The sequence below is a fragment of the bacterium SCSIO 12643 genome, from assembly GCA_024398135.1.
Taxonomy (GTDB): Bacteria; Bacteroidota; Bacteroidia; order Flavobacteriales_G; family Salibacteraceae; genus CAJXZP01.
In genome coordinates, this window is the sequence record CP073750.1 from 3,315,095 (window position 1) to 3,336,455 (window position 21,361).

A 21,361-nucleotide genomic window follows, 5' to 3' on the forward strand; every position below is an offset into this window, starting at 1 on the left:
AGTTTGTAGGTCAAATTAGAAAAATACATCCATTTGGATGATAAAAATATAAGATGAGAAAAATAGCATTATTAGGCGCAGGAAGATCTTCAAGTTCATTGATTAAATATTTAGTGGATAACGCAGAAAGTCAAGATTTATTTATAACGATTGCGGATAGAGAGATTGGTCATATTTCAGATATAGTTGGTGATAGTGAAAGAGTGGAAGAAATAGTTTTTGATGTTTTTGATGATGCATCGAGAACCAAAATGGTGCAGGATTCTGATTTGATTATTTCTATGTTGCCAGCACGCTTTCATATTGTGGTTGCAAAAGACTGTGTGAAATATAAAAAGAACATGGTAACCGCTTCATATATTACAGAGGAAATGAAGGCATTGGATCAGGAGGCAAAAGATGCAGGAATCATTTTATTGAATGAAATGGGAGTTGATCCAGGAATTGATCATATGTCGGCTATGCGTGTAATAGATCAATTAAGAGATGCTGGTGCAAATTTTTTACAATTTGAGTCGTTCACAGGGGGGCTGGTTGCACCTGAGAGTGATAATAACCCGTGGGGATATAAGTTTACCTGGAACCCTAGAAACGTGGTCGTAGCCGGACAAGGTGGAGCTGTTAAGTTTATTCAGGAAGGTCGATATAAGTTCATTCCATACCATATGTTATTTAGACGAACTGAAATGATGGATGTGGAAGGTTATGGTTCATTTGAGGGTTATGCAAATAGAGATTCATTATCTTACAGAGGGTTATATGGGTTAGAAGATATTCCAACGATGTATCGTGGTACTTTAAGAAGACCCGGGTTTTGTAGAGCCTGGGACGTATTTGTGAAATTGGGACTGACAGATGATACATATGTTTTGGAAGATAGTGAGAACCTTACGCATAGATCTTTCGTAAATAAATATCTGGCATACAACCACAGTGATTCGGTTGAGTTGAAGTTGATGCATTATTTAAAAATCGATCAGGATTCTGATATTATGGATAAACTAAAATGGTTAGGTCTGTTTACTGAAGAAAAAGTCGGATTAAAAAATGCGACTCCAGCTCAGGTATTGCAACATATTTTGATGAAAAAATGGACTTTGGATCCGGACGATAAAGATATGATTGTGATGGTGCATAAGTTTGGTTATGAATTGGATGGCAAAAGAGAATTAATCACCTCATCGATGGTCTCTATAGGAGAAGATCAAACATATACTTCAATGGCTAAAACGGTAGGTCTCCCAGTTGGAATCGGGGCATTGATGGTATTGAATGGAACAATTAATAAAACAGGAGTTCAACTCCCTGTAACACCAGATATTTATAATCCTGTATTGGATGAATTAGAAAAATATGATATTACTTTTTCAGAATCAAAAGGAGCGTATATCGGGTATGTAAATTGATGGTTGACAGGCATGTTGAATTATAGTATCATTGCTCAATGCATTTGACTCGATATATAAAATATAAATTTATACTCTTAGGGGTTGGATTACTATCTATAGCTTCATGTACACATGATCCAGTGATAAAACCGGCTCCACCAAAAGAGGCTACACCATATAATTTAGAATTACCTCCGGGATTTCCACCAATGGAAATTCCGGCAGATAACCCGATGACCGTTGAAGGTGTTGAGTTGGGAAGAAAGCTATTTTATGATATTAGATTATCAGGAAATAATACACAATCATGTGCCGATTGCCATATTACGGAGTTCGGTTATTCTGACTCAGCCAGATTTAGTTTAGGTATAGATGGATTAAAAGGCAAAAGGAATGCAATGGCTGTGATTAATGTAGGTTACAACATTGCATCTTTCTGGGATGGACGTGCAAAAACTTTGGAAGAACAGGCACTGATGCCTGTAACAGATCCGCTGGAGATGCATGCGAATTGGCCTGATGTATTGGTAAAACTGAATGCGGATCAGGAATATCGTGACATGTTTAAAGTGGCGTTTAAAGTAGACGTTATTGACTCTTTAGATGTAGCTAAAGCAATTGCTCAATTTGAGCGTACCATGATCTCGGGAAATTCCAGATTCGATAAATACGTAAATGGAGCATTGTTACTAGAGCCAAATGAATTAAGAGGCTTTCAGGTTTTTGCAACTGAACGTGGAGATTGTTTCCATTGTCATGGAACCAGTTTACTTATGGGGTTTGCGTTTGAAAATAATGGATTACAGCAAACAATGGAAGATATTGGATATGGAAAAGTGACTGGTCTATCTACTGATGAAGGGAAGTTTAGACCACCAACTTTAAGAAACATTGCCTTGACCGCGCCATATATGCATGATAGTAGGTTTACTACGCTGGAAGAAGTAGTTGAATTTTACAATTCAGGAGTAAATCAAAGCTCTCCAAATATTTCGCCTTTAATGTTAAAGGCAAATCGACCAAATGGCAGTTTGAATTTGACCGCACAGGAAAAAGCAGATTTGGTGGCATTCTTAAAAACACTCACGGATGAAGACTTTATAAATAATAAAAGTTTTCAGGATCCGAATAAATAGAAATACGCATATTTCTGACATGATACTACCTTGAACTTTGTTATTTTATTATGACCTGGTATACGATGTACGTAATTAAACGTAAGATTAATCTGATCCTATTCTATATGATAGTGTTTTCATTTATGATATCATGTAAGCATGATCCGGTAATAACTGTAACACCAAAAGAGATTAAGAATCCAACGCCATATAATTTGGAATTACCCAAAGGATTTCCTCCAATGGATATCCCTGAAGACAATCCTTTGACCGTTGAAGGAGTAGAACTGGGAAGAAAACTATTTTATGATGAACGTTTATCCGGTAATAATACGCAATCATGTTCTAGTTGTCATATGCCGGAATATAGTTATGCAGACTCCAATGACTTTAGTTTGGGCATTGATGGATTAAAAGGGAAAAGAAGTGCAATGGCTATTGTGAATGTAGGATATAACATAGCTTCATTTTGGGACGGTAGAGCAAAAACACTCGAAGATCAGGCTTTGTTACCTGTGGTTGACCCATTAGAGATGAATGCAACGTGGCCAGATGTCCTGGAAAAATTGAATGCAGATCAGGAGTATCGAGATTTGTTTAAAATAGCTTTTAACGTAGATGTCATTGATTCTTTGGATGTGGCTAAAGCCATCGCACAGTTTGAACGTACTATGGTTTCTGGAAACTCCAAATTCGATAAATATGTAAACGGAGAATTGTTATTAGATCCTGATGAATCAAGAGGGTTTCAATTATTTAATTCAGAAGCGGGGGACTGTCGTCATTGCCACGGCACAGTTTTATTTATGGGGTTTGAGATGGTCAATAATGGATTGGATGAAGTTATATTGGATAATGGATATGGAAATGTGACAGGAGATCCATTAGATATTGGAAAGTTTAGACCTCCAACATTACGTAATATTGCTCTTACTGCACCATATATGCGCGATGGAAGATTTGAAACACTGGAAGAAGTCATTGAGTTCTATAATTCTGGAGTTCATCAAAACTCTCCCAATTTATCTATAGACATGAAAAAGAAAAATAGAACAGATAACGGAGGGAGTTTAATCTTGACCGCACAGCAAAAGGCAGATTTATTGGCTTTTCTAAAAACACTGACGGACGAGGAATTCCTAATGAATAAGAAGTTTCAGGACCCGGATAAATAATATTCCAAATGAAATTTCGCTAACAACTCTAAAATGACTGATATATTGTCAAATATGCTCTAATTGCCTCATTATTTAAAATGTTTGACAATTAGCTATAAATAAACCTCAAGCATAATTTTTAACATTGAACCTCATTACATTTTGAATTTAAGACCATTAGGTATGAATTCGAAATAATGAATAATTTCATAAGTGAGGAAAATGAATTTATTTAAAAAACAAATACACTGGTTTACTATTGTCTTTGTTTTCATATATGGATTTATTTTCCAGACATCTTCTGCCTTATCCCAATGCCATCAGGTCTATGATGGGTTTGGAATTTTACAAACAACCCCATATTTCATTGGTTGTAGTGGTTCAGATTACACCATTTTTGTTCAAACGGATATTCCACTAGGAAATTATACCATTAACTGGGGAGATGGAAGCCCAAATTCCACGGGCGCATCGTTAACTCCTCCGGCATTTGTTCAGCACACCTATACTGCTACTGTAGATACATTTAATATTTCTATTACGGATAATTCTACCGGATGTACCATCAATGGAGTAGTGGTACTAGAAGAGCCGGTGAATTCATCCATTCAAATTCCACTTGGAGGGGTTACTGTTGTTTGTGCACCTTCACCCATAGATTTTATTAATTCGTCTACAAACGTTTCTCCGACAACAACTTTTACATGGGATTTTGGAGATGGAACGCCACCATTGATTTTTGATCATACTAATGCTGGGCAAACGGTGACACATACGTATCAAAGAAATACGGTAAGTTGTGAGACTGTGGTTACCTTGACTGCGGAGAACTATTGCAGTTTTGGAAATCCAACTATTGCAAATTTTTCACCATTAATGGTGTACGATTTGGATACGGCTGTGATTAATGCATCTGCCACCTTACTTTGTTATCCGGATACGGTAGTGCATTTTACAAATGCAACCTTGAAAAACTGTTTACCTGAAGGTAATGTGCAACAGCGCTATGAATATTGGAACTTGGGAGACTATTGGGGCTTAGGGTATGACTCTATTATTCCATGGACTCCATTTGATCCACCAGCACAACCAGGTCACACCATTGCATTTCCTGGAATCGGTTCTTATTCCATTATGATGATTGATAGTAATATGTGTGGTCAGGATACCGCATATATTACGGTTACGATTATTCCACCTCCAGCAGCAGGATTGAGTATTACAAATGATTCTGCATGTGTAGGAGAAACAGTAACATTTACAAATAATTCTGGTTCAGGTTCCAACATATTCTTTTGGGATTTTGGTGATGGCAACGGGTTTAATCAATATAACGGGAATCCGACTTTTAATTTTAGTAATACCGGTAATACAACTGTTACAATGATTGCGGGAATTACAGGAACATCAGGTGTGTGTCAGGATACCACACAAACCAATATTTATATCAAGCCATCTCCTGTGGCGTCTTTTGGCTTAGATGCGAATCAAGCATGTGATTCCTTAACCGTAAATATTACAGATTCTACCTCGGGTGCCGTGGCATGGCAGTGGAATTTAGGTAATGGAAATTCCTCGACTTTAGCCAATCCACCAACACAATATTATAACGCTCCAGGTACGTATAATATTAATCTATTTGTAACTCATGCGAATGGATGTACAGATACTGAAACAAATTCAGTAAATGTATACGAATCTCCGGTAGCCAATTTTGTGGCGAATAGTGTATGCCAAAATGCAGTAGCTTCATTTACAGATTTGTCAACTCATGGAACTTCTGATCCGATTACTTCATGGTCTTGGGATTTTGGTGATGGAAATTCATCAATGAATCAAAACAGCACGAATATTTATAATACAACAGGTGGTTATCAAGTGACTTTGATAGTGGCTACGCCACATTGTGCGGATACTATTTCAGATTCTGTAACCGTAGAAACTACTCCCACTGCTGCATTTTTACTTTCGGATACGATAGGTTGTAGTCCATTGGTTACTAATACGACAAACAATTCCGTTGGAGCTACAATATATAACTGGGATTTTGGCAATGGGTATGGATCTAATGCTTTTCAGCCACTCATTACCTATTTAAACTCAGATACGGTGGATACGAATTATACATTAACCTTAATCGCTGAAACTAATTTTGGTTGTAAGGATACTGCACAAATGCAGGTAACTGTATATGGTGGGCCAGAAGCTGGTTTTACAAGTAACTCTATTCCGGAATGTGGGCCGGTTGAAGTGAATTTTACCAATACATCGAATGCTGCTGTGAGTTATTTATGGGATTTTGGAGATTCTACGGTAACCAGTAATTTGGAAAACCCGTCTCATATATTTGGTAATACGACTTTGTTTATTTCGAATTATAATGTGAATCTGGTTGCCACAAACGCACAGGGATGTACAGATACAGCGACACAGGTGGTTACTATTTATCCTGAACCTGATTTTCCATTTTCCACAATTCCTGATTCGGGATGTTCACCTCTGACTGTTACATTTCCTGCAATTATTGGTGCAGTAAGTTATCAATGGGATTTTGGTGATGGTACCACAGCTACGGGGCAGACACCTTCGCATACATTCTATAATAGCACAACAAATGATCAATTGTTTACCGTTCAATTAGTGGCTACATCACCGTTCGGATGCGTGGATACAACTACAGAAATTGTTACGGTATTTCCTGAACCAACGGCAATTTTTACGTTATCTGATACAATCGGTTGCGGTCCTTTAGATGTCATGTTTACCAATGGTTCTTTAAATGCTACAAGTTATTATTGGGATTTTGGAGATGGGGATACGTCTACTGCAAATACTGGGGTTTTGAATCATATATATTCAAATGTGACTTCTGGACAAGCCGTATATTCAGCAAGTCTAATTGCTTCAACCACGCATGGATGTCACGATACGACCCAACAAGATGTTACTGTACACCCTCCGGTTTTTGCAGGTTTTACAGCAGATACCGCAGGTTGTACACCATTAAGTACATCCTATTCAAATACGACTCAGGGAGCGGCAACCTATTTGTGGGATTTTGGAGATGGGGGAGTTTCCACAGCGATGAACCCGAATCATGTGTTTTATTCAGGAACAGTTACGGATACGACCTATAGTGTAACATTGGTGGCAACATCCTCATTTGGTTGCGTGGATACCATTCAAAATCCAATTACAGTATATCATAATGCTACTGCCGCTATTTCCTCAAGTGTATTATCTGGTTGTACACCTTTAGATGTGAATTTTAGCAATAATAGTTACGGGTTTGATAATATCTTTTTGGATTATGGCGATGGAAATATACTGAACTCAAATTTCACGAATCAACTTCATACTTATATCAACGCTACACCTAATCCAGTTGTTAATGTGGTTGAGATTATTGCAAGTACCATCCATGGTTGTAACGATACTGCTCAAACCAACATTACGGTTTATCCTTCCGTACAGGCAGACTTTTCCGGAGACTCGGTAGGATGTAGCCCATTAGTCATTAACTTCCAAAATAACAGTGTCGGAAGCTCAAGCTATCAGTGGGATTTTGGAAATGGTAATATGTCAAATAGTATTAGTCCAACGGAAACTTTTACTGCTACCGGACAAACACAATATTATACAACATCGTTATTGGCGACTTCTTCTTACGGATGTACCGATTCTATCGATTTAAACATTACTGTTCATCCTACAGCGGTGGCTTCATTTAGTTCCAATATGACGGCTGGTTGTACCCCATTAAATGTAGGGTTTACTAATTCTAGTTTGGATTATGATAACTTATTATGGGACTTTGGAGACGGAACCTCTTCAAACTCCATCCAGGGAACTGTGCCACATCTCTACGTAAATTCAACTTCTATATCCACCATATACAATGTGACTTTGGTCGCTTCTACATTACAAGGGTGTAATGATACGAGTACGGCTCAAGTTGAAGTTTATCCACCAGTCATAGCAGATGCGCAAATTGATTCAATAGGATGTAGTCCATTTTATGTTCAGTTTAATAACAATAGTATTGGAGCAAGTAATTATTTATGGGATTTAGGTAATGGAATTATTTCCACAAACCAAAATCCGGATGAAACCTACACGAATACGGGAAATACTCCGATTACAATTCCAATCACTTTAACAAGTACTTCGCCATATGGATGTACCGATGTGTATAACAATATGATTACGGTTTACCCGCAGCCAATTGCGAGTTTCTTAGCGACTCCTGCAGTTCAGGCATTCCCGTCTACTATGGTAAATATTACAAATACATCTGCGGGAAGCTGGACATATAACTGGGATTTGGGAAATGGTACACAAACTTCAAATATGAATCCTGGGACCATAGATTATCTGAATATTGGGGATTATACCATCACTTTGATTATCTCAAACCCATATTGTGCAGATACTGCGGAGCAATTGATTCAAATCTTACCACCACCACCAACTGCTGATTTTACTGGAGGACAGGATGGATGTGCACCGGTAACGGTTTCTTTTACAAATAACTCTATTTATGGAACAGATTATTTGTGGGACTTTGGGGATGGAAATACTTCTATTCAGGAGAATCCGGTGTATACCTATTTCTTTCCTGGAATTTATACGGTGAGTTTAAAAGTGACCGGAGTAAATGGAACAGATACACAAACTAAAGTGGATATTGTAGAAGTATTTCCAAATGCAATTGCCAATTTCGATTACCAGCCGATTAAAGTTTCTACAACTGGGGATAAAACTTTCTTTTACAACCAATCTGCAAATGCAACCATTTACAATTGGGATTTTGGTGATGGAAGTACATCTACTGAGGAAAATCCAATCTACCAGTATCAGGAAGTAGGGTCTTTCCCGATCACTTTAATAGCCAATAATCAATACAATTGTCCGGATACATTGGTACATGCAACATACATTTCGGTAGAAGCTACGGGAGATGTGACATTCCCGAATGCCTTTGTGCCGGACCCGTCCGGTCCGAATGGAGGTATGTATGATCCAGGGGTAATAGACAACAGTGTATTCTATCCAATTAGTCAAGGTGTGGATCAATATCATTTGGTGATTTACAACAGATGGGGAGAATTGGTCTTTGAAACTTTTGATATTAATCAAGGTTGGGATGGCTATTACCGTGGAGAGATGTCTGCACAGGATGTGTATGTATGGAAAGCAGATGTGATTTTGGTAAATGGAGAACAAAAGGTCTATTCAGGAGATGTAACATTATTACAATAAATGAAGTCGTTAAATAAAATATGGATTTTAATTGGAGTGCTGAGTGCTTTGAACACTATAGCTCAGGATGTCCAATATTCTCAATTTTATGCGTCTCCCTTATATTTAAATCCGGCATTAGCAGGAACATCTGATCAGCATAGAGTCGTGGGGAATTTTAGAGATCAATGGCCTGCGATACCGGGATCCTATATTTCATATTCAATTTCATATGATGTAAATATTGCTGAGGCGCATAGTGGATTGGGATTAACTGTACAAAGAGATCAGGCAGGCTCGGGAGCATTAAGTACAACAACTATTGGAGGGGTTTATGCCTATGAAATGAAGTTGAACCGTAAATTGGCATTTAGACCCGCAATAGGATTAGCTTATGGAAACAGAGCAGTGGACATGACCCGTTTGAAATTTGGCGATCAATTGTTGACCGGAAACGATATTTCTGTACAATCTAACCTGATTAATGACCGCGTAGGTTACATGGATATTTCAGCAGGAGGGCTTTTGTATGGAAATGAATTCTGGTTTGGATATTCAGTGTATCATATTAATCGTCCAAACAACTCTTTACTTGGAGATGAAAATTTCATTGATGCCCGCCATAATATTCATACCGGTTATAGATTACCGATGAGAAGAACCGTAAAGCGAGAAATCGTTCGTAGTATGACCATAGCGGCAAATTATAAAGCACAGGGTAAATGGGATCAGTTTGACGTGGGAATGTATTATTACATGAAACCATTTGTAATGGGGGTATGGTATAGAGGAATTCCGGGATTGAAGTCATATAAGAAGGGATATCAAAACAATGATGCCATCATCTTATTGGCAGGAATTCATTATAAGAATTTTAAGATGGCTTATTCATATGATATCACCATTAGCAAAATATGGAGTACTACCGGTGGATCGCATGAAATTAGTTTGATATATGAGTATATCAATCCTCGCAAAAAAAGAAAAGCCAGAAGAAGAAAACTGGCTTGTCCTAAATTCTAATTATTTTTTCTCTTCAGCTCTTTTGGATCTTTGCATCGGATTTTCTCCAACTGATTCGTATTTGTACTGTTTCTTGGCTTTATACAAATCAAATCTTGAAGGTTGAATTCTTGGCGGCCAATAATTATTGGAGCGATCCACATCTGCAGTTTCTAAATAAGGGTCTAATGTTATTCTTACCACTTCTTGATTGAACCAAAATAACTTAGTGGTCGTGGTCCCTTTTTTCCTCCAGATTTCAGCAGGAATTTTCACCACTTCCTTGCTTCCGTCAATAAACTCAAATTCTAAAATGATAGGCATCACTAAACCACCTACTAATTCGAAACTCAGACTATAGTAGTTTGTATTGGTATCTAATAAAGCAATCTCCTCATCAGATAATCTTTGCTTAAACTTTTCATAGTTTTCCAAATCAAAAATGTCATAGCTATAGATGTTGCGCTTATCGTAAAAATCTTTCATAGTAGAGTCTTGTTCCACGATAGAAGGTGCTAATTCAGCATTTCTAATCTGTCCAATACCTTTTTCTTTGGAAGCATCTTCCTGACGTTGATTCTCTTTGTCGATTTTTGGATCTTGTGTATTTACCTTATACCATTTTACATCAGATAAAGCGATATCCACATTGTCTATCGTATAATACCATCCTCTCCAGAACCAATCTAAATCAACTGCTGAAGCATCTTCCATTGTTCTAAAGAAATCGGCAGGAGTAGGGTGTTTAAAAGCCCATCTTTCCGCATAGGTCTTGAATGCATAATCAAATAATTCACGGCCCATGATAGTTTCTCTCAGAATATTTAAAGAAGTGGCAGTCTTGGCATATGCATTATTTCCGAATTGAATCAACGATTCGGAATTAGTCATAATCGGAACCATTTGACTTTGATCACTTCTCATGTAAGGAACAATATTTTGAGCAGGACCTCTTCTTGAAGGATAGTTTTTATCCCACTCTTGTTCGGTTAAGTATTGAACAAAAGTATTGAGACCTTCATCCATCCAGGTCCATTGACGCTCATCAGAATTGATAATCATTGGAAAGAAATTGTGACCTACTTCATGAATAATCACAGACTGCATACCGTGTTTTGTGCTTTCTGAATAGGTGCCATCCGGTTGAGGTCTACCACCATTGAAGCAGATCATTGGATATTCCATACCGATCCATTTTGAATGCACTGAGATAGCCACCGGATAGATATAATCTACGGTATATTTTGAATAGGTTTCGATAGTATGCGCAACAATTCGTGTAGAATATTGTTCCCATAACGGGTTTCCTTCTTTAGGGTAATAACTCATAGCCATTACCGTTTTACCACCGACTTTTACACCCATAGCATCCCAAATAAACTTTTTGGAGGAAGCGAATGCAAAATCTCGAACATTCTCAGCGTAGAATGTCCAGGTTTTGGTATCAGAAACATGTTCTTTTTCAGCTTTTTCAGCTTCTTCTTGCGTTACAATTAGAACTGGAGTATCTGATGTTTTAGCTTTTTCCAACCTTTTTCTCTGCGTACCGGTAAGAACTGAGGAGGCATTTTGCAATGATCCTGTGGCTGCTACCACGTGATCTTTTGGTGCCGTAATACTCACTTTATAATTTCCAAAAGTTAATGCAAATTCACCACCGCCAATGAATTGTTTATTTTGCCAACCTTCAACTTCATTATATACAGCCATTCTTGGATAGAACTGTGCAATCGTATACAGATAATTATCATTTTCTTTAAAATACTCATAACCACTTCTACCACCAATTTCCATACGGTTATTGATGTTGTACCACCATTTGATAGAAAAACTCATTTTGCTTCCTGGTTTTAAAGGTGTAGGAAGATCAATGCGCATCATAGTTTTATTGATGGTATATTTTAACTCTTTTCCATTGCTTGATTTGATTTCAGTTAAATTAAAACCACCATCAAAGTTATTTTGGAGTTTCTTCATGTCTTTAAAGCTCATGCCGTTTTCTCCTATTGTCTTTTGATTGATAAGTTTTGTATCCGAATCCTGAGCACGCATATTTTGATCCAATTGGATCCACAAATAGGTCAATTCATCTTTTGAATTATTATGATAGGTGATAACCTCTTCACCCGTGATTTTTTGATTTTTATCATCCAAAACCACTTTGATTACATAATCGGCTTGTTGCTGGAAATATTCTGACCCTGGGGCACCGGAAGCTGTTCTATACATATTGGGCCCGGGAAGTTCTTCCTTTAACTGTTTGAATTTATCAGAGCTATAAGGAGTAGAATTTTTAATTGCATTTTGGCCATGTACAGAGGTGTAAGCGACACAAAATAAAGTGATTACATAAATGATTTTTTTCATAAGCTGAATTTATCAGCTGACAAAGAAAAAATTATTAATGAAATACAATCATAAATAGATGTAATTTATGATTATAGTATGATAAAAGGTTCGAGGGCTTTGGTTTTAATCCTTGAGTATCCAGGTCGCATTATTTTTTTCGATACTTAATAGTTCTTTCCCAGTGATTTGAGGGGATTTGAATTCAATAATGTTTTGCTGTCCTTTAATGAGGTGATTTAGTAATTGAAAATGAACAGAAAAACTTGAAAACTCAGGTAAATCGGTAAATTCAAAAAATATAATGGTTCGATCCGGATTACTTTGTGTTGGAAGATATTGAGGAGATTTTATAACTATCCCATCAATAATTACTGATAATTTCTGACTTACGTATTCTTGAATCAATGCTTCGTTTTCTTTTGGTAAATTTTCCTGTCCTAAAAAGAATTTTTCAGGTTTAAGTTCAAGATTAATAGCTTTTTCTAAATCATCGGTAAAAACTTCAATTGAAAAAGTCACACGGTGTTCCTGAGGTTTATATTCGATTTCAGTATATGACACATGGTAAGGATGTGGTGCAAAGCCAGAAAACGCAAGGAAGATTAGTAATAAAAGTCCTCCAAATGTCATTTTTTGAGTATTTACACCATGGAATACCCGTTTATCAAGTTTTTGGTTGAAATCCCACATAATCGCTTTATTTTGTGGCCAAATTTATACGAATAAAACAAAATGTCCATGTTTAAAAAAATTGCTTTAATTGGTGCAGCTGCATTTTCAATGTTAGGAAATGTAGAAGCGCAAAATGCAGATACCGTTCGAAATGTTGAAGACGGTGGTTATTTATTTACAATTCAAAACAGTATAGAAGCTACTGATGTAAAAAATCAATATAGATCAGGAACTTGTTGGAGTTTTTCTGCGTTATCATTTTTTGAATCGGAGATAGAAAGAATGGGAAATGGTAGATATAATCTATCTGAAATGTTTGTGGTTTGGCATACGTATTCTGACAAAGCGAAAAAGACTGTTAGAATGTATGGGGAATTGAATTTTGGTCCAGGAGGAGCATTCCACGATGTGATTTATGTGATGAAACATTATGGGATGGTTCCGGATACAATCTACACTGGATTGAATTATGGTACTGAAAAACATATTCACGCTGAGATGGACCATGTGCTGAAAGCAATGGTTGATGCTGTTGTAGAAAATCCAAATAAGAAATTATCTACCGCATGGCATCCTGCAATCGAAGGAACGTTAGATGCATATTTGGGAGAGTTGCCTACAGAGTTTACCTATGAGGGAAAATCTTATACGCCACAAAGTTTTCTGGAAAAAACAGGCTTAAATCCTGATGATTATGTAGCTATTACCTCTTTTAATCACCATCCATATTATACAGAATTTCCAATTGCGGTAGCTGATAACTGGCTGTGGAAAGAGTTTTATAATTTACCATTAGATGAAATGATGGAGGTTATGGATAATGCTTTGAAAAATGATTATTCTATTGCCTGGGCTGCAGATGTAAGTGAGAAAGGATTCTCATTTAGAGATAGATTAGCTATTGTTCCGGAGGATATCAATAATATCGAAGTAAAGGGAAAGGATAACAAAAACTTTAGTGATGCAGGTGCGGAGAAAAAAGGATCTGCATTTGATGCTCCAGTAAAAGAATTGGTGATAACTCAAGAGAACAGACAAGAAGCTTACGACAATCAATCAACTACGGATGATCATGGTATGCATATTACTGGATTGGCAACAGATCAGTTTGGTACCAAGTATTACATCGTGAAAAACTCCTGGGGAACAAAGTACAGCGATGGTTACTTCTTTGCTTCTGATGCGTATGTAAGATATAAGACGATGAACATTTTGGTTCATAAAGATGCTATTCCTAAAGCGATTAAAAAGAAGCTGGGAATCAAATAAGATAGGCCTATCTTATTTAGGATCAAATATTGAAATAGATTGAAGAATAGTCGTGGGTAAGTCATTTTGATTTACCCACATTAATTTACTTAGCCTTAAAATTTAGAAAGATGAAAAAACTGGTTTTCATAGCGTTTGTAGGTGTTTTGGCTTTGATTCAAAATAATGCATTCGCGCAAAAGATTACATCTCCTCCTAGTGGTGATAATCAAAAAGCTTCGGTGACTCAGTATATGGGGTTTGTGGAAGTGACGATTACATATAATAGTCCTGATGTTCATGGTCCAAAAGGTGAAGATAGAACAGGAAAGATTTGGGGAGAGTTAGTTCCTTACGGAACAAAGAATTTACATTTTGGTTATAGCTCAGAAGAAAACCCTTCTCCTTGGAGAGCAGGAGCTAATGAAAATACCACAATCTCATTTTCTGAGGATGTATTGATTAATGGAAATAGATTAGAGGCAGGCACGTATGGTCTGTTTATGGAACCTGGAGAGAAAGAGTGGGTGATCATATTTTCGAAAAATTCTACTTCCTGGGGCGCATATTTTTACAAAAAGAGCGAAGATGCACTACGTATTACGGTTACTCCGAAGAAAACAGATTTTCATGAGTTTCTGACATATGAATTTACCGAAAGAAAGCTAGAATCTTGTAAAGCCTGGATGAAATGGGAGCATTTGGGTGTTAATTTCAAAGTTGAAATTCCAGACGTAACGGAGTTATACTTAAATAAAATGCGTCAGGAATTAAGGTCCGATGCTGGATTTCAATGGCAAAATTGGGTGACTGCCGCAAATTTCTGTGTTCAAAACAAAACAAACCTGGATGAAGCTTTGACCTGGGCAACGGTTGCTATTGAAGGTAAGTATGTCGGGGAAGTAAACTTTACAACACTTCAGACCAAAGGATTGGTGCTTTTGGCAATGGGAGATTATGAAAAAGCCAGTGCATATATTTTAAAGGCTGTAAAGCATCCAACTGCAAGTTCTGGTAAAGTACATCAGTTTGGAAGAGGATTGATCAAAAAAGGTTATAACGAATTAGCGATGGAGGTTTTTAAAGCGAACTATAAGAAGAACAATGGAGCCTGGCCAACTAATGTGGGTATGGCTAGAGGTTATTCAGCGTTAGGACAGTATTCGACTGCTGCTAAATATGTTAAGAAGGCTTTGAAGATAGTTCCGGATGAGGGTAATAAGCAGAATTTACAAAAAGCTTTGATATTGCTTAAAGAAGGAAAAGACATCAATTAATAGTTTATTAATGAATTGAAAAAGGCGCCTTAGGGCGCCTTTTTTGTTTTTGATAAAGAATATTTACCCTAAGATAGCGAGTTGAAAAAGTGATTTTAAATATTGGATCGTTGTTTTTAAATATTTGGTAATGATGGTTATTTTGAGCTTTTTGTTTTGTTGAAAATGATTTTTATGCTCAATCTATTTAATTAAATGGTCAATTTTAATTTGATTGACAAATTATTGATTTGTAATCTAAAATCTTGATCTACATTTGTTTTGATAAAAACACTACACCATGAAAATAAAGTATTTATTAACAGCAGTTATTCTCCCACTAACTATTACGTTATATGCTGGAGAAAAAGGGGAGGGTTCTTCTAATTCATATTCAGAAGAACGTGCTACAACATCTACGTTTGATGAGAGTGTTGGAGAGATGATTTCATTCTCAATACCACAAGAACATCCAGGAAGTGCTTATCTAATCAGAGCAGAAAAGCCTACAAATAATTGGTTATTTATCTACCATGATCGCTGGGGGTTAAGTCTTGAAGTAAAAGAAGAGGCGTATACCTTATGGAAAGATTTAGGTAATGTAAATGTGATGGCTATTGACTTATATGATGGAAAGGTTGCCAAAAGCAGTAGCCAGGCTATGCGTTTTTTAATGTCTAGTCAATACAATAGAAATGTATCTATTATAAAAGGAGCGATTGCTTATGTTGGAGAAGACGCAAAAATAGGTTCTTTGGGTTGGAGTGCTGGTGGCGCATGGTCTCTACAAACAGCAATTTATGCCGGAGATAAAGATGTTGCCTGTGTGGTATATTATGGTATGCCTGAGTATGATGTAGATAAATTGAAAAAAATTAAGACGGATGTCTTAGCTATTTTTGCTGACATGGATACTTGGATTACGCCAAATTTAGCGTCTCGTTTCCAAAGTCAAATGGAAGAAGCCGGTAAAGAATTGAGAGAGATTGAGTATAAAGGAACCGGAGGTTTTGCCAATAAAAACTCTGACAAATACAACTATGAGAATGCTAAAGATGCATATGCTCAGGTATTGACATACTTAAATTCAAGATATCAATAGAATACAAAAAGTTTAATTAGGTAATGCTCAATGTCGTTATGATGTTGGGCATTTTTTTTGAAATCTTAACCTTGTGTGATAACTTTACGTTTATTAGATAAAAGAAAGTTATGCGTTCTGCTTTATTGATAATCATTTTTGTGGGTATTCACTTTAGTTTTATGGATGTAAATCCAGAACAGAAAGCCTATAACCATATTCGAAATATTAAGAAAGGTGTCGTTCTGGTCAGATTGCATACGGATGATGCTGTCGTGGAACAAATGAGGAAGTTAAGTCAGCAGAAAACTTTAAAACGCAAGCTGGCTGAAATAGAGAAAAAGAATACGGAGATTTATAAGGCATTGAATACCGCTTATACGTTTGGAGAGATACGATTCTTCTATGCAAGAAATAGTAAAGATGTAAGAGAAGGAAATTTTGAGGGTATATTTTTAGGCGCAGATCTTACTATAGATTCGAGCATTACAATTCCTCAAAATGTTCCAATCTACATCTTAGATGTTGGAGACATCTATTTTGACGCAATCAGTGGACATATGGAAGGGGTAGTGGTGATGAATAATGAGTTCAAACCGTTGGAAAAACCTTTCCCTTTTTATGTGCGAAAAAGAAGTGGAATGGCGATCATCAAAAGAACAGATCTGGATATTGCTATGCTCCTGAATAAAAACTTTGAGGAGTTCTATTCGAGAGCAACATCACAACCTTCGCATTAAACCAGAGATTTATTTATTCCAAATCTTCCAGCTTTCTTCTGCCTGTTGATGTAACATTTCCAAACCATTTTGAACATTACATCCTTTATTTTCAGCTAAAGAAAGAAACTTCGTTTTTTCCGGATTATAAATCAAATCGTATACAAAGTGGTTCTCTGTTAAGAACTCATATGGAATGTCCGGAGCCTCATCTTCGTTAGGATACATACCTACAGGAGTGGTATTGATGATCAAATTGTATTGTTCAAAAATTCGTTTGGTCAACCCTTTGTAGGTTAAATCACCAACACGTGTATTTCTGGAGACTACCAGATAGGGAATACCCATAACTTCTAAAGCTCCTTTAATAGCAGAGGCACCACCACCTGTACCTAGTACGATAGCTGCTGCTCTTTTATACCCAATTTGGTCACGAAGAGACTTTCTAAAACCTAATAAATCAGTATTATAACCAATCAATTTGCCGCCTTCAACTTTAATGGTATTTACGGCTTTAGCTCTGGAAACCAATGGATCCATTTCATCCATAAATCGCATGACTCTTTTCTTGTACGGAATAGTGATATTTACACCAGCAAGATTGTGATCCTGAATGAGCTTTCTCAGGTCATTAATATCATCTAATTCGAAAGCTTTGTATGTTGCTTCAATGCCCTCTTTTTCAAATTTATCTGTAAAATACTTTGGAGAAAAAGTATGAGATAGTGATTGTCCTATTAAACCGTAATTTTTCATGATTTTGAAGATGAAATTCTTTCAAGTAAAAAAATGATCAGGAAGCCAAAAACAAAGAGCCCAATTGAAGCTCCAATTTGTGTTGGTTTTTCTGTAAGTCCTAGTAAAATATCGTTTTCAGTAAGAATTGAGAAGTCTGCATTAGGAAGTACGTTTTCTTGTACTAAAGGAACCACTTTTTCATTTGGCTCGCCTTCGTGTTTCACAAACACTTCAATTGTTTTTTTCCACGGCCAAACCTTATTTAAAGAACCAATTAAAAATCCGGTTAGCAGTGCTAAAGTTCGGTTTTGGTATTTTTCAAACATCCATTTTAGGATTCTGGAAAAACTAAGAAGCCCAACAACTCCCCCGATAGCAAAAATTCCTAAATCAATACCATTGGTTAAAATGATGGTGAAGTCCATGGCTTTTAGCGCGTCAAGAATTGTACTTACTTTACCAAGAATTAAATGGTAAGCACCCAAAAGGAGTAAAATAAAACTTCCGGAAATTCCCGGTAGTATCATGGCTACAAATGCCAGAACACCAGAAAGGAATAAATACCACATAGTATCTGGTCCCTGCGCTGGGGAGATCACTGTAATTAAAAATGAAATGACCGCACCAATGATTAATGCTAAACTTTTGCCTAAATCCCAATCCGAAACGCGACTACCAATAAGCCAAACGGAAGCTAAGATAAGTCCAAAGAAAAATGCCCAAACCAGTACTGGTTCGTGTTGAATCAGGTAATTAAAAATCTTAGCCAGTGATAAAATACTGATTGCAATACCCAAGACCAAAGACATTAGAAATTTTCCATTGATGGCGTTAAAGGCCGCAGCAAAACCTTCTTTACGAAGAGTTTGAATGACTCCAACGTTTAATGAAGTTAAGGTATTAATAAGTTCTTCATAAATACCCGCAATAAGTGCAATTGTTCCACCAGAAACTCCAGGCACAACATCAGCAGCTCCCATGGCTAATCCCTTTAAAGAAATTATAGCATAATCTTTAAGACTTCTCATAGACTAATTAAAATTGAATCACAAATTATCTGAAAATCACAAAACTAAATGAAATTAGCGTGAGCTACTATCTCATTTTTTCTGCAATTTCTTCAGGTAAAAAGTTGAAAAATGTATCGCCACGAAGTCCTAAGCGAAGTGTCTCTAAAGGTATAACTTCTTGAGGGGCAATATTCCCTAGATTAACATTGGCACCAAATTGATTGATAAACCAAACTTGTTGTGATTTTTGAGGTGCTTCCCAAAGTACATTGTCATTACCAATTTGCTCAGAGATATGGTTAATCATAGATTGTTTGGCTTTTCCTTTTTCATCGAAAATTCCAATCGTTCCACTTTCTCTTGCTTCAGCAATTACTTTCCATGCACCAGCTTCTAATTCGGTTTTCATTTTTCTAATCCAATCTTCTTCACTTAAAAGATCGGCATCAGTTTTTGAACCTACCTCGGATAGTACTGTATAATCCTTAGATAGTTCAGAAATGTAATTTAACTTTTGCTCTTCAGGGATATGAATACAACCATCAGATACCTCCGCACAATCCAGTTGCAGTTTATCTAATAATCTTCTGTAATCGTCAAACATATTACGTACAGCAAACGCTTCAAAAAGAGTTCCGCCCAGGTAACATTTGATGTTTGCCTCACGGTACATGGCCAATTTGATCGGTAAGTTTTTTGTAATATAAGATGTTCCGAATCCAAACTTCACTACATCAATTAAATCTCCACAAGATTCTATAAAATATTCGGTTTGTCTATTACTCAAACCCTTATCCATCATCATTGTGAGACCTTTCTCTCTCGGTTTTTCTGTCCTGTTTGGCAGAAAAGGTAATTCAAAATTCATTTTATTTATAATTTTCAATTAAATCCATAATACCATCAAAATTTCCCGCTTCTGGGAAGAAGTTGAATAGCTGACTTGATTGATCGGGGTTGATTTCTAGTGCGAGCATAAGAATAGATTCAGCATCCATTTCATGCCCCATTTGTAGCATTAATGCAGAGTATCTATAATAAAGAATAGATTCCTCAGGGTGTTTTGAGATTCCATTAACAAGTACCTGTAATGCATCTTGAAATTTATCATTTAATACTAAAGATTCTGTATAGTCCAAGTAGATACCTGTACTTTCAATTTCAGATTCATATACATTTTTGTACAGTCTTTCAGCTTCTTCATAATTTTCCAGATTAAACATCATATCCGCATGAAAGTATCTGTAATACATATTTTTCGGATTGAGTTTAACCGCCTTTTCAATATACATTAAGCCTTCTTCAGTACGATCCAAATTGGATAGTGCTACCGCAAATCCTAACCACCCATCTGCATATTCAGGACTTTGATCTACAGCTTTTTGGAAATAATCCATAGCCGTTTCATTTTGATCCAAAATAATATAGCAATGACCAATAAAATTATAAGTCACCGGATCTGTATAATTCTGTGTTATGGAATTCTTATATGCTTCAATGGCTTCTTTAAAACGCTCGATTTTCATTAGCGCATTTCCTAAATTGAAATGTGCCTCAGAAAAACCTTCGTTGATTAATGTGGCATACTCATAAGAGTTAATGGCCTCCTTAAAGTTTTCCAACGTCAAGTGTAAGTTCCCTAAAGAAAACCATGCAAAGTGCGAATATGGATGCGCATCAATAAAATCCTCAATGATTTTAATACCATCACTAATTTTCCCTCCCAATTCACAACTCAAGCTAAGTTCCATCAATGCGTCTTCATTATTATCAGAGACGGAAAGAACTTCTCTATAAGTTTTTATGGATTCCTGATAGTCACCAATCTCCTGAAATTCCTTTGCCAAAGCCATTTTAGCCTCAATCAAATCCTCATGATCTGAAATCTCAATCAATCGCGTAAGAATTTCAATTGCTTTATCTCTTTTATCTGACATGCTGTAGATAGATGCTTTGCTGAAATAGTGTTCCGGATTAGAATCCGAATACAATCTCACATTTTCAACAAGGTCTAATGCTTCTGCATGTCTTTCCGCATATACCAAAGCCTCGGCTTCTTTCAAAATAAGTGTGGTAGAGTCCGGGTGTTGACTTTTTGCTATTTCTATGATTTCATGAACAATACGCTGATCAGAGTCAAAAAGATAATGGTCGATTAGTTCCTCAAATTCTTCAACATCAAAATAAAAATGAGCTCCAATAGAACGCATTTCTTTAAATTTTTCGATGAGATGATTTGCGTTTTCATCTTCAAATGGCAGAAAATCAGGATGGTCTTCCATAAGCGTGCAAATGTACTGTACATATCAAAAATACGAAAACATTTAGGGGGTAAATGACCGATAAAATAGAATTGTTAACAAGACTATCAACATGTTAAAA

The 21,361-nt window shown here is 36.5% G+C and carries 15 protein-coding genes; 9 read left to right on the plus strand and 6 right to left on the minus strand.

Annotated features, from left to right (window positions below):
- Positions 1–53 precede the first annotated feature (53 nt).
- The 5 genes from KFE94_14580 to KFE94_14600 all read left to right on the plus strand — a co-directional run bounded on the left by KFE94_14580 (position 54) and on the right by KFE94_14600 (position 9,927).
- Complete coding sequence (locus tag KFE94_14580) at positions 54–1,406, plus strand: saccharopine dehydrogenase NADP-binding domain-containing protein (protein UTW65866.1); 1,353 nt, start codon at positions 54–56, stop codon at positions 1,404–1,406.
- A gap of 38 nt (positions 1,407–1,444) precedes the next feature.
- Entirely contained in the window at positions 1,445–2,524 is a 1,080-nt protein-coding gene (locus KFE94_14585) for a c-type cytochrome (protein ID UTW65867.1), read from the plus strand.
- A gap of 125 nt (positions 2,525–2,649) precedes the next feature.
- Positions 2,650–3,681, plus strand: coding sequence for a cytochrome-c peroxidase (locus KFE94_14590; GenBank protein ID UTW68289.1), 1,032 nt, complete (start codon positions 2,650–2,652; stop codon positions 3,679–3,681).
- Between the two features lie 204 nt (positions 3,682–3,885).
- Positions 3,886–8,925, plus strand: coding sequence for a PKD domain-containing protein (locus KFE94_14595; GenBank protein ID UTW65868.1), 5,040 nt, complete (start codon positions 3,886–3,888; stop codon positions 8,923–8,925).
- Positions 8,926–9,927 carry a type IX secretion system membrane protein PorP/SprF gene (locus KFE94_14600; GenBank protein ID UTW65869.1) on the plus strand — a complete coding sequence of 334 codons (1,002 nt, stop codon included), beginning with the start codon at positions 8,926–8,928 and terminating at the stop codon, positions 9,925–9,927.
- Here the strand turns inward: KFE94_14600 and KFE94_14605 are convergent, their stop codons facing one another.
- Both KFE94_14605 and KFE94_14610 read right to left on the minus strand, forming a co-directional pair.
- Positions 9,928–12,273 carry a M1 family metallopeptidase gene (locus KFE94_14605; protein ID UTW65870.1) on the minus strand — a complete coding sequence of 782 codons (2,346 nt, stop codon included), beginning with the start codon at positions 12,271–12,273 and terminating at the stop codon, positions 9,928–9,930.
- A 105-nt stretch (positions 12,274–12,378) separates the two neighbouring features.
- Positions 12,379–12,945 (minus strand): hypothetical protein, encoded by a 567-nt coding sequence (locus KFE94_14610; protein ID UTW65871.1) that lies wholly within the window; start codon positions 12,943–12,945, stop codon positions 12,379–12,381.
- 48 nt (positions 12,946–12,993) lie between these two features.
- Here KFE94_14610 and KFE94_14615 point away from each other — a divergent pair, with 48 nt between their 5' ends.
- From KFE94_14615 to KFE94_14630, 4 genes are all read left to right on the plus strand, one after another.
- Positions 12,994–14,196: an aminopeptidase gene (locus tag KFE94_14615; protein ID UTW65872.1), complete on the plus strand. Its 1,203-nt coding sequence runs from the start codon at positions 12,994–12,996 to the stop codon at positions 14,194–14,196.
- 110 nt (positions 14,197–14,306) lie between these two features.
- Positions 14,307–15,452: a DUF2911 domain-containing protein gene (locus KFE94_14620; protein ID UTW65873.1), complete on the plus strand. Its 1,146-nt coding sequence runs from the start codon at positions 14,307–14,309 to the stop codon at positions 15,450–15,452.
- 280 nt (positions 15,453–15,732) lie between these two features.
- Positions 15,733–16,533 (plus strand): dienelactone hydrolase family protein, encoded by an 801-nt coding sequence (locus KFE94_14625; GenBank protein UTW65874.1) that lies wholly within the window; start codon positions 15,733–15,735, stop codon positions 16,531–16,533.
- 110 nt (positions 16,534–16,643) lie between these two features.
- The gene (locus KFE94_14630; GenBank protein ID UTW65875.1) at positions 16,644–17,252 is read left to right on the plus strand and encodes a hypothetical protein; all 609 of its coding nucleotides are present in this window, start codon (positions 16,644–16,646) and stop codon (positions 17,250–17,252) included.
- A gap of 9 nt (positions 17,253–17,261) precedes the next feature.
- On the opposite strand, the gene KFE94_14635 is transcribed toward KFE94_14630, so the two are convergent.
- The 4 genes from KFE94_14635 to KFE94_14650 form a co-directional block, all read right to left on the minus strand.
- Positions 17,262–17,987 (minus strand): shikimate dehydrogenase, encoded by a 726-nt coding sequence (locus KFE94_14635; GenBank protein ID UTW65876.1) that lies wholly within the window; start codon positions 17,985–17,987, stop codon positions 17,262–17,264.
- Entirely contained in the window at positions 17,984–18,997 is a 1,014-nt protein-coding gene (locus KFE94_14640) for a DUF368 domain-containing protein (GenBank protein ID UTW65877.1), read from the minus strand. The genes KFE94_14635 and KFE94_14640 overlap by 4 nt, the downstream gene beginning before the upstream one ends.
- Before the next feature lie 67 nt (positions 18,998–19,064).
- Positions 19,065–19,847, minus strand: coding sequence for a phosphosulfolactate synthase (locus KFE94_14645; protein ID UTW65878.1), 783 nt, complete (start codon positions 19,845–19,847; stop codon positions 19,065–19,067).
- A gap of 1 nt (position 19,848) precedes the next feature.
- Positions 19,849–21,261: a tetratricopeptide repeat protein gene (locus tag KFE94_14650; protein ID UTW65879.1), complete on the minus strand. Its 1,413-nt coding sequence runs from the start codon at positions 21,259–21,261 to the stop codon at positions 19,849–19,851.
- Positions 21,262–21,361 lie beyond the last annotated feature (100 nt).

Excerpts from the sequence above, each read along its gene's own strand:
- KFE94_14640 (UTW65877.1), bottom strand. The coding sequence starts at position 18,997 with ATGAGAAGTCTTAAAGATTATGCTATAATTTCTTTAAAGGGATTAGCC.
- KFE94_14650 (UTW65879.1), bottom strand. The coding sequence starts at position 21,261 with ATGGAAGACCATCCTGATTTTCTGCCATTTGAAGATGAAAACGCAAAT.
- KFE94_14630 (UTW65875.1), top strand. The coding sequence starts at position 16,644 with ATGCGTTCTGCTTTATTGATAATCATTTTTGTGGGTATTCACTTTAGT.
- KFE94_14610 (UTW65871.1), bottom strand. The coding sequence starts at position 12,945 with ATGTGGGATTTCAACCAAAAACTTGATAAACGGGTATTCCATGGTGTA.
- KFE94_14635 (UTW65876.1), bottom strand. The coding sequence starts at position 17,987 with ATGAAAAATTACGGTTTAATAGGACAATCACTATCTCATACTTTTTCT.
- KFE94_14605 (UTW65870.1), bottom strand. The coding sequence starts at position 12,273 with ATGAAAAAAATCATTTATGTAATCACTTTATTTTGTGTCGCTTACACC.
- KFE94_14625 (UTW65874.1), top strand. The coding sequence starts at position 15,733 with ATGAAAATAAAGTATTTATTAACAGCAGTTATTCTCCCACTAACTATT.
- KFE94_14595 (UTW65868.1), top strand. The coding sequence starts at position 3,886 with ATGAATTTATTTAAAAAACAAATACACTGGTTTACTATTGTCTTTGTT.
- KFE94_14600 (UTW65869.1), top strand. The coding sequence starts at position 8,926 with ATGAAGTCGTTAAATAAAATATGGATTTTAATTGGAGTGCTGAGTGCT.
- KFE94_14580 (UTW65866.1), top strand. The coding sequence starts at position 54 with ATGAGAAAAATAGCATTATTAGGCGCAGGAAGATCTTCAAGTTCATTG.
- KFE94_14620 (UTW65873.1), top strand. The coding sequence starts at position 14,307 with ATGAAAAAACTGGTTTTCATAGCGTTTGTAGGTGTTTTGGCTTTGATT.
- KFE94_14590 (UTW68289.1), top strand. The coding sequence starts at position 2,650 with ATGATATCATGTAAGCATGATCCGGTAATAACTGTAACACCAAAAGAG.
- KFE94_14645 (UTW65878.1), bottom strand. The coding sequence starts at position 19,847 with ATGAATTTTGAATTACCTTTTCTGCCAAACAGGACAGAAAAACCGAGA.
- KFE94_14585 (UTW65867.1), top strand. The coding sequence starts at position 1,445 with ATGCATTTGACTCGATATATAAAATATAAATTTATACTCTTAGGGGTT.
- KFE94_14615 (UTW65872.1), top strand. The coding sequence starts at position 12,994 with ATGTTTAAAAAAATTGCTTTAATTGGTGCAGCTGCATTTTCAATGTTA.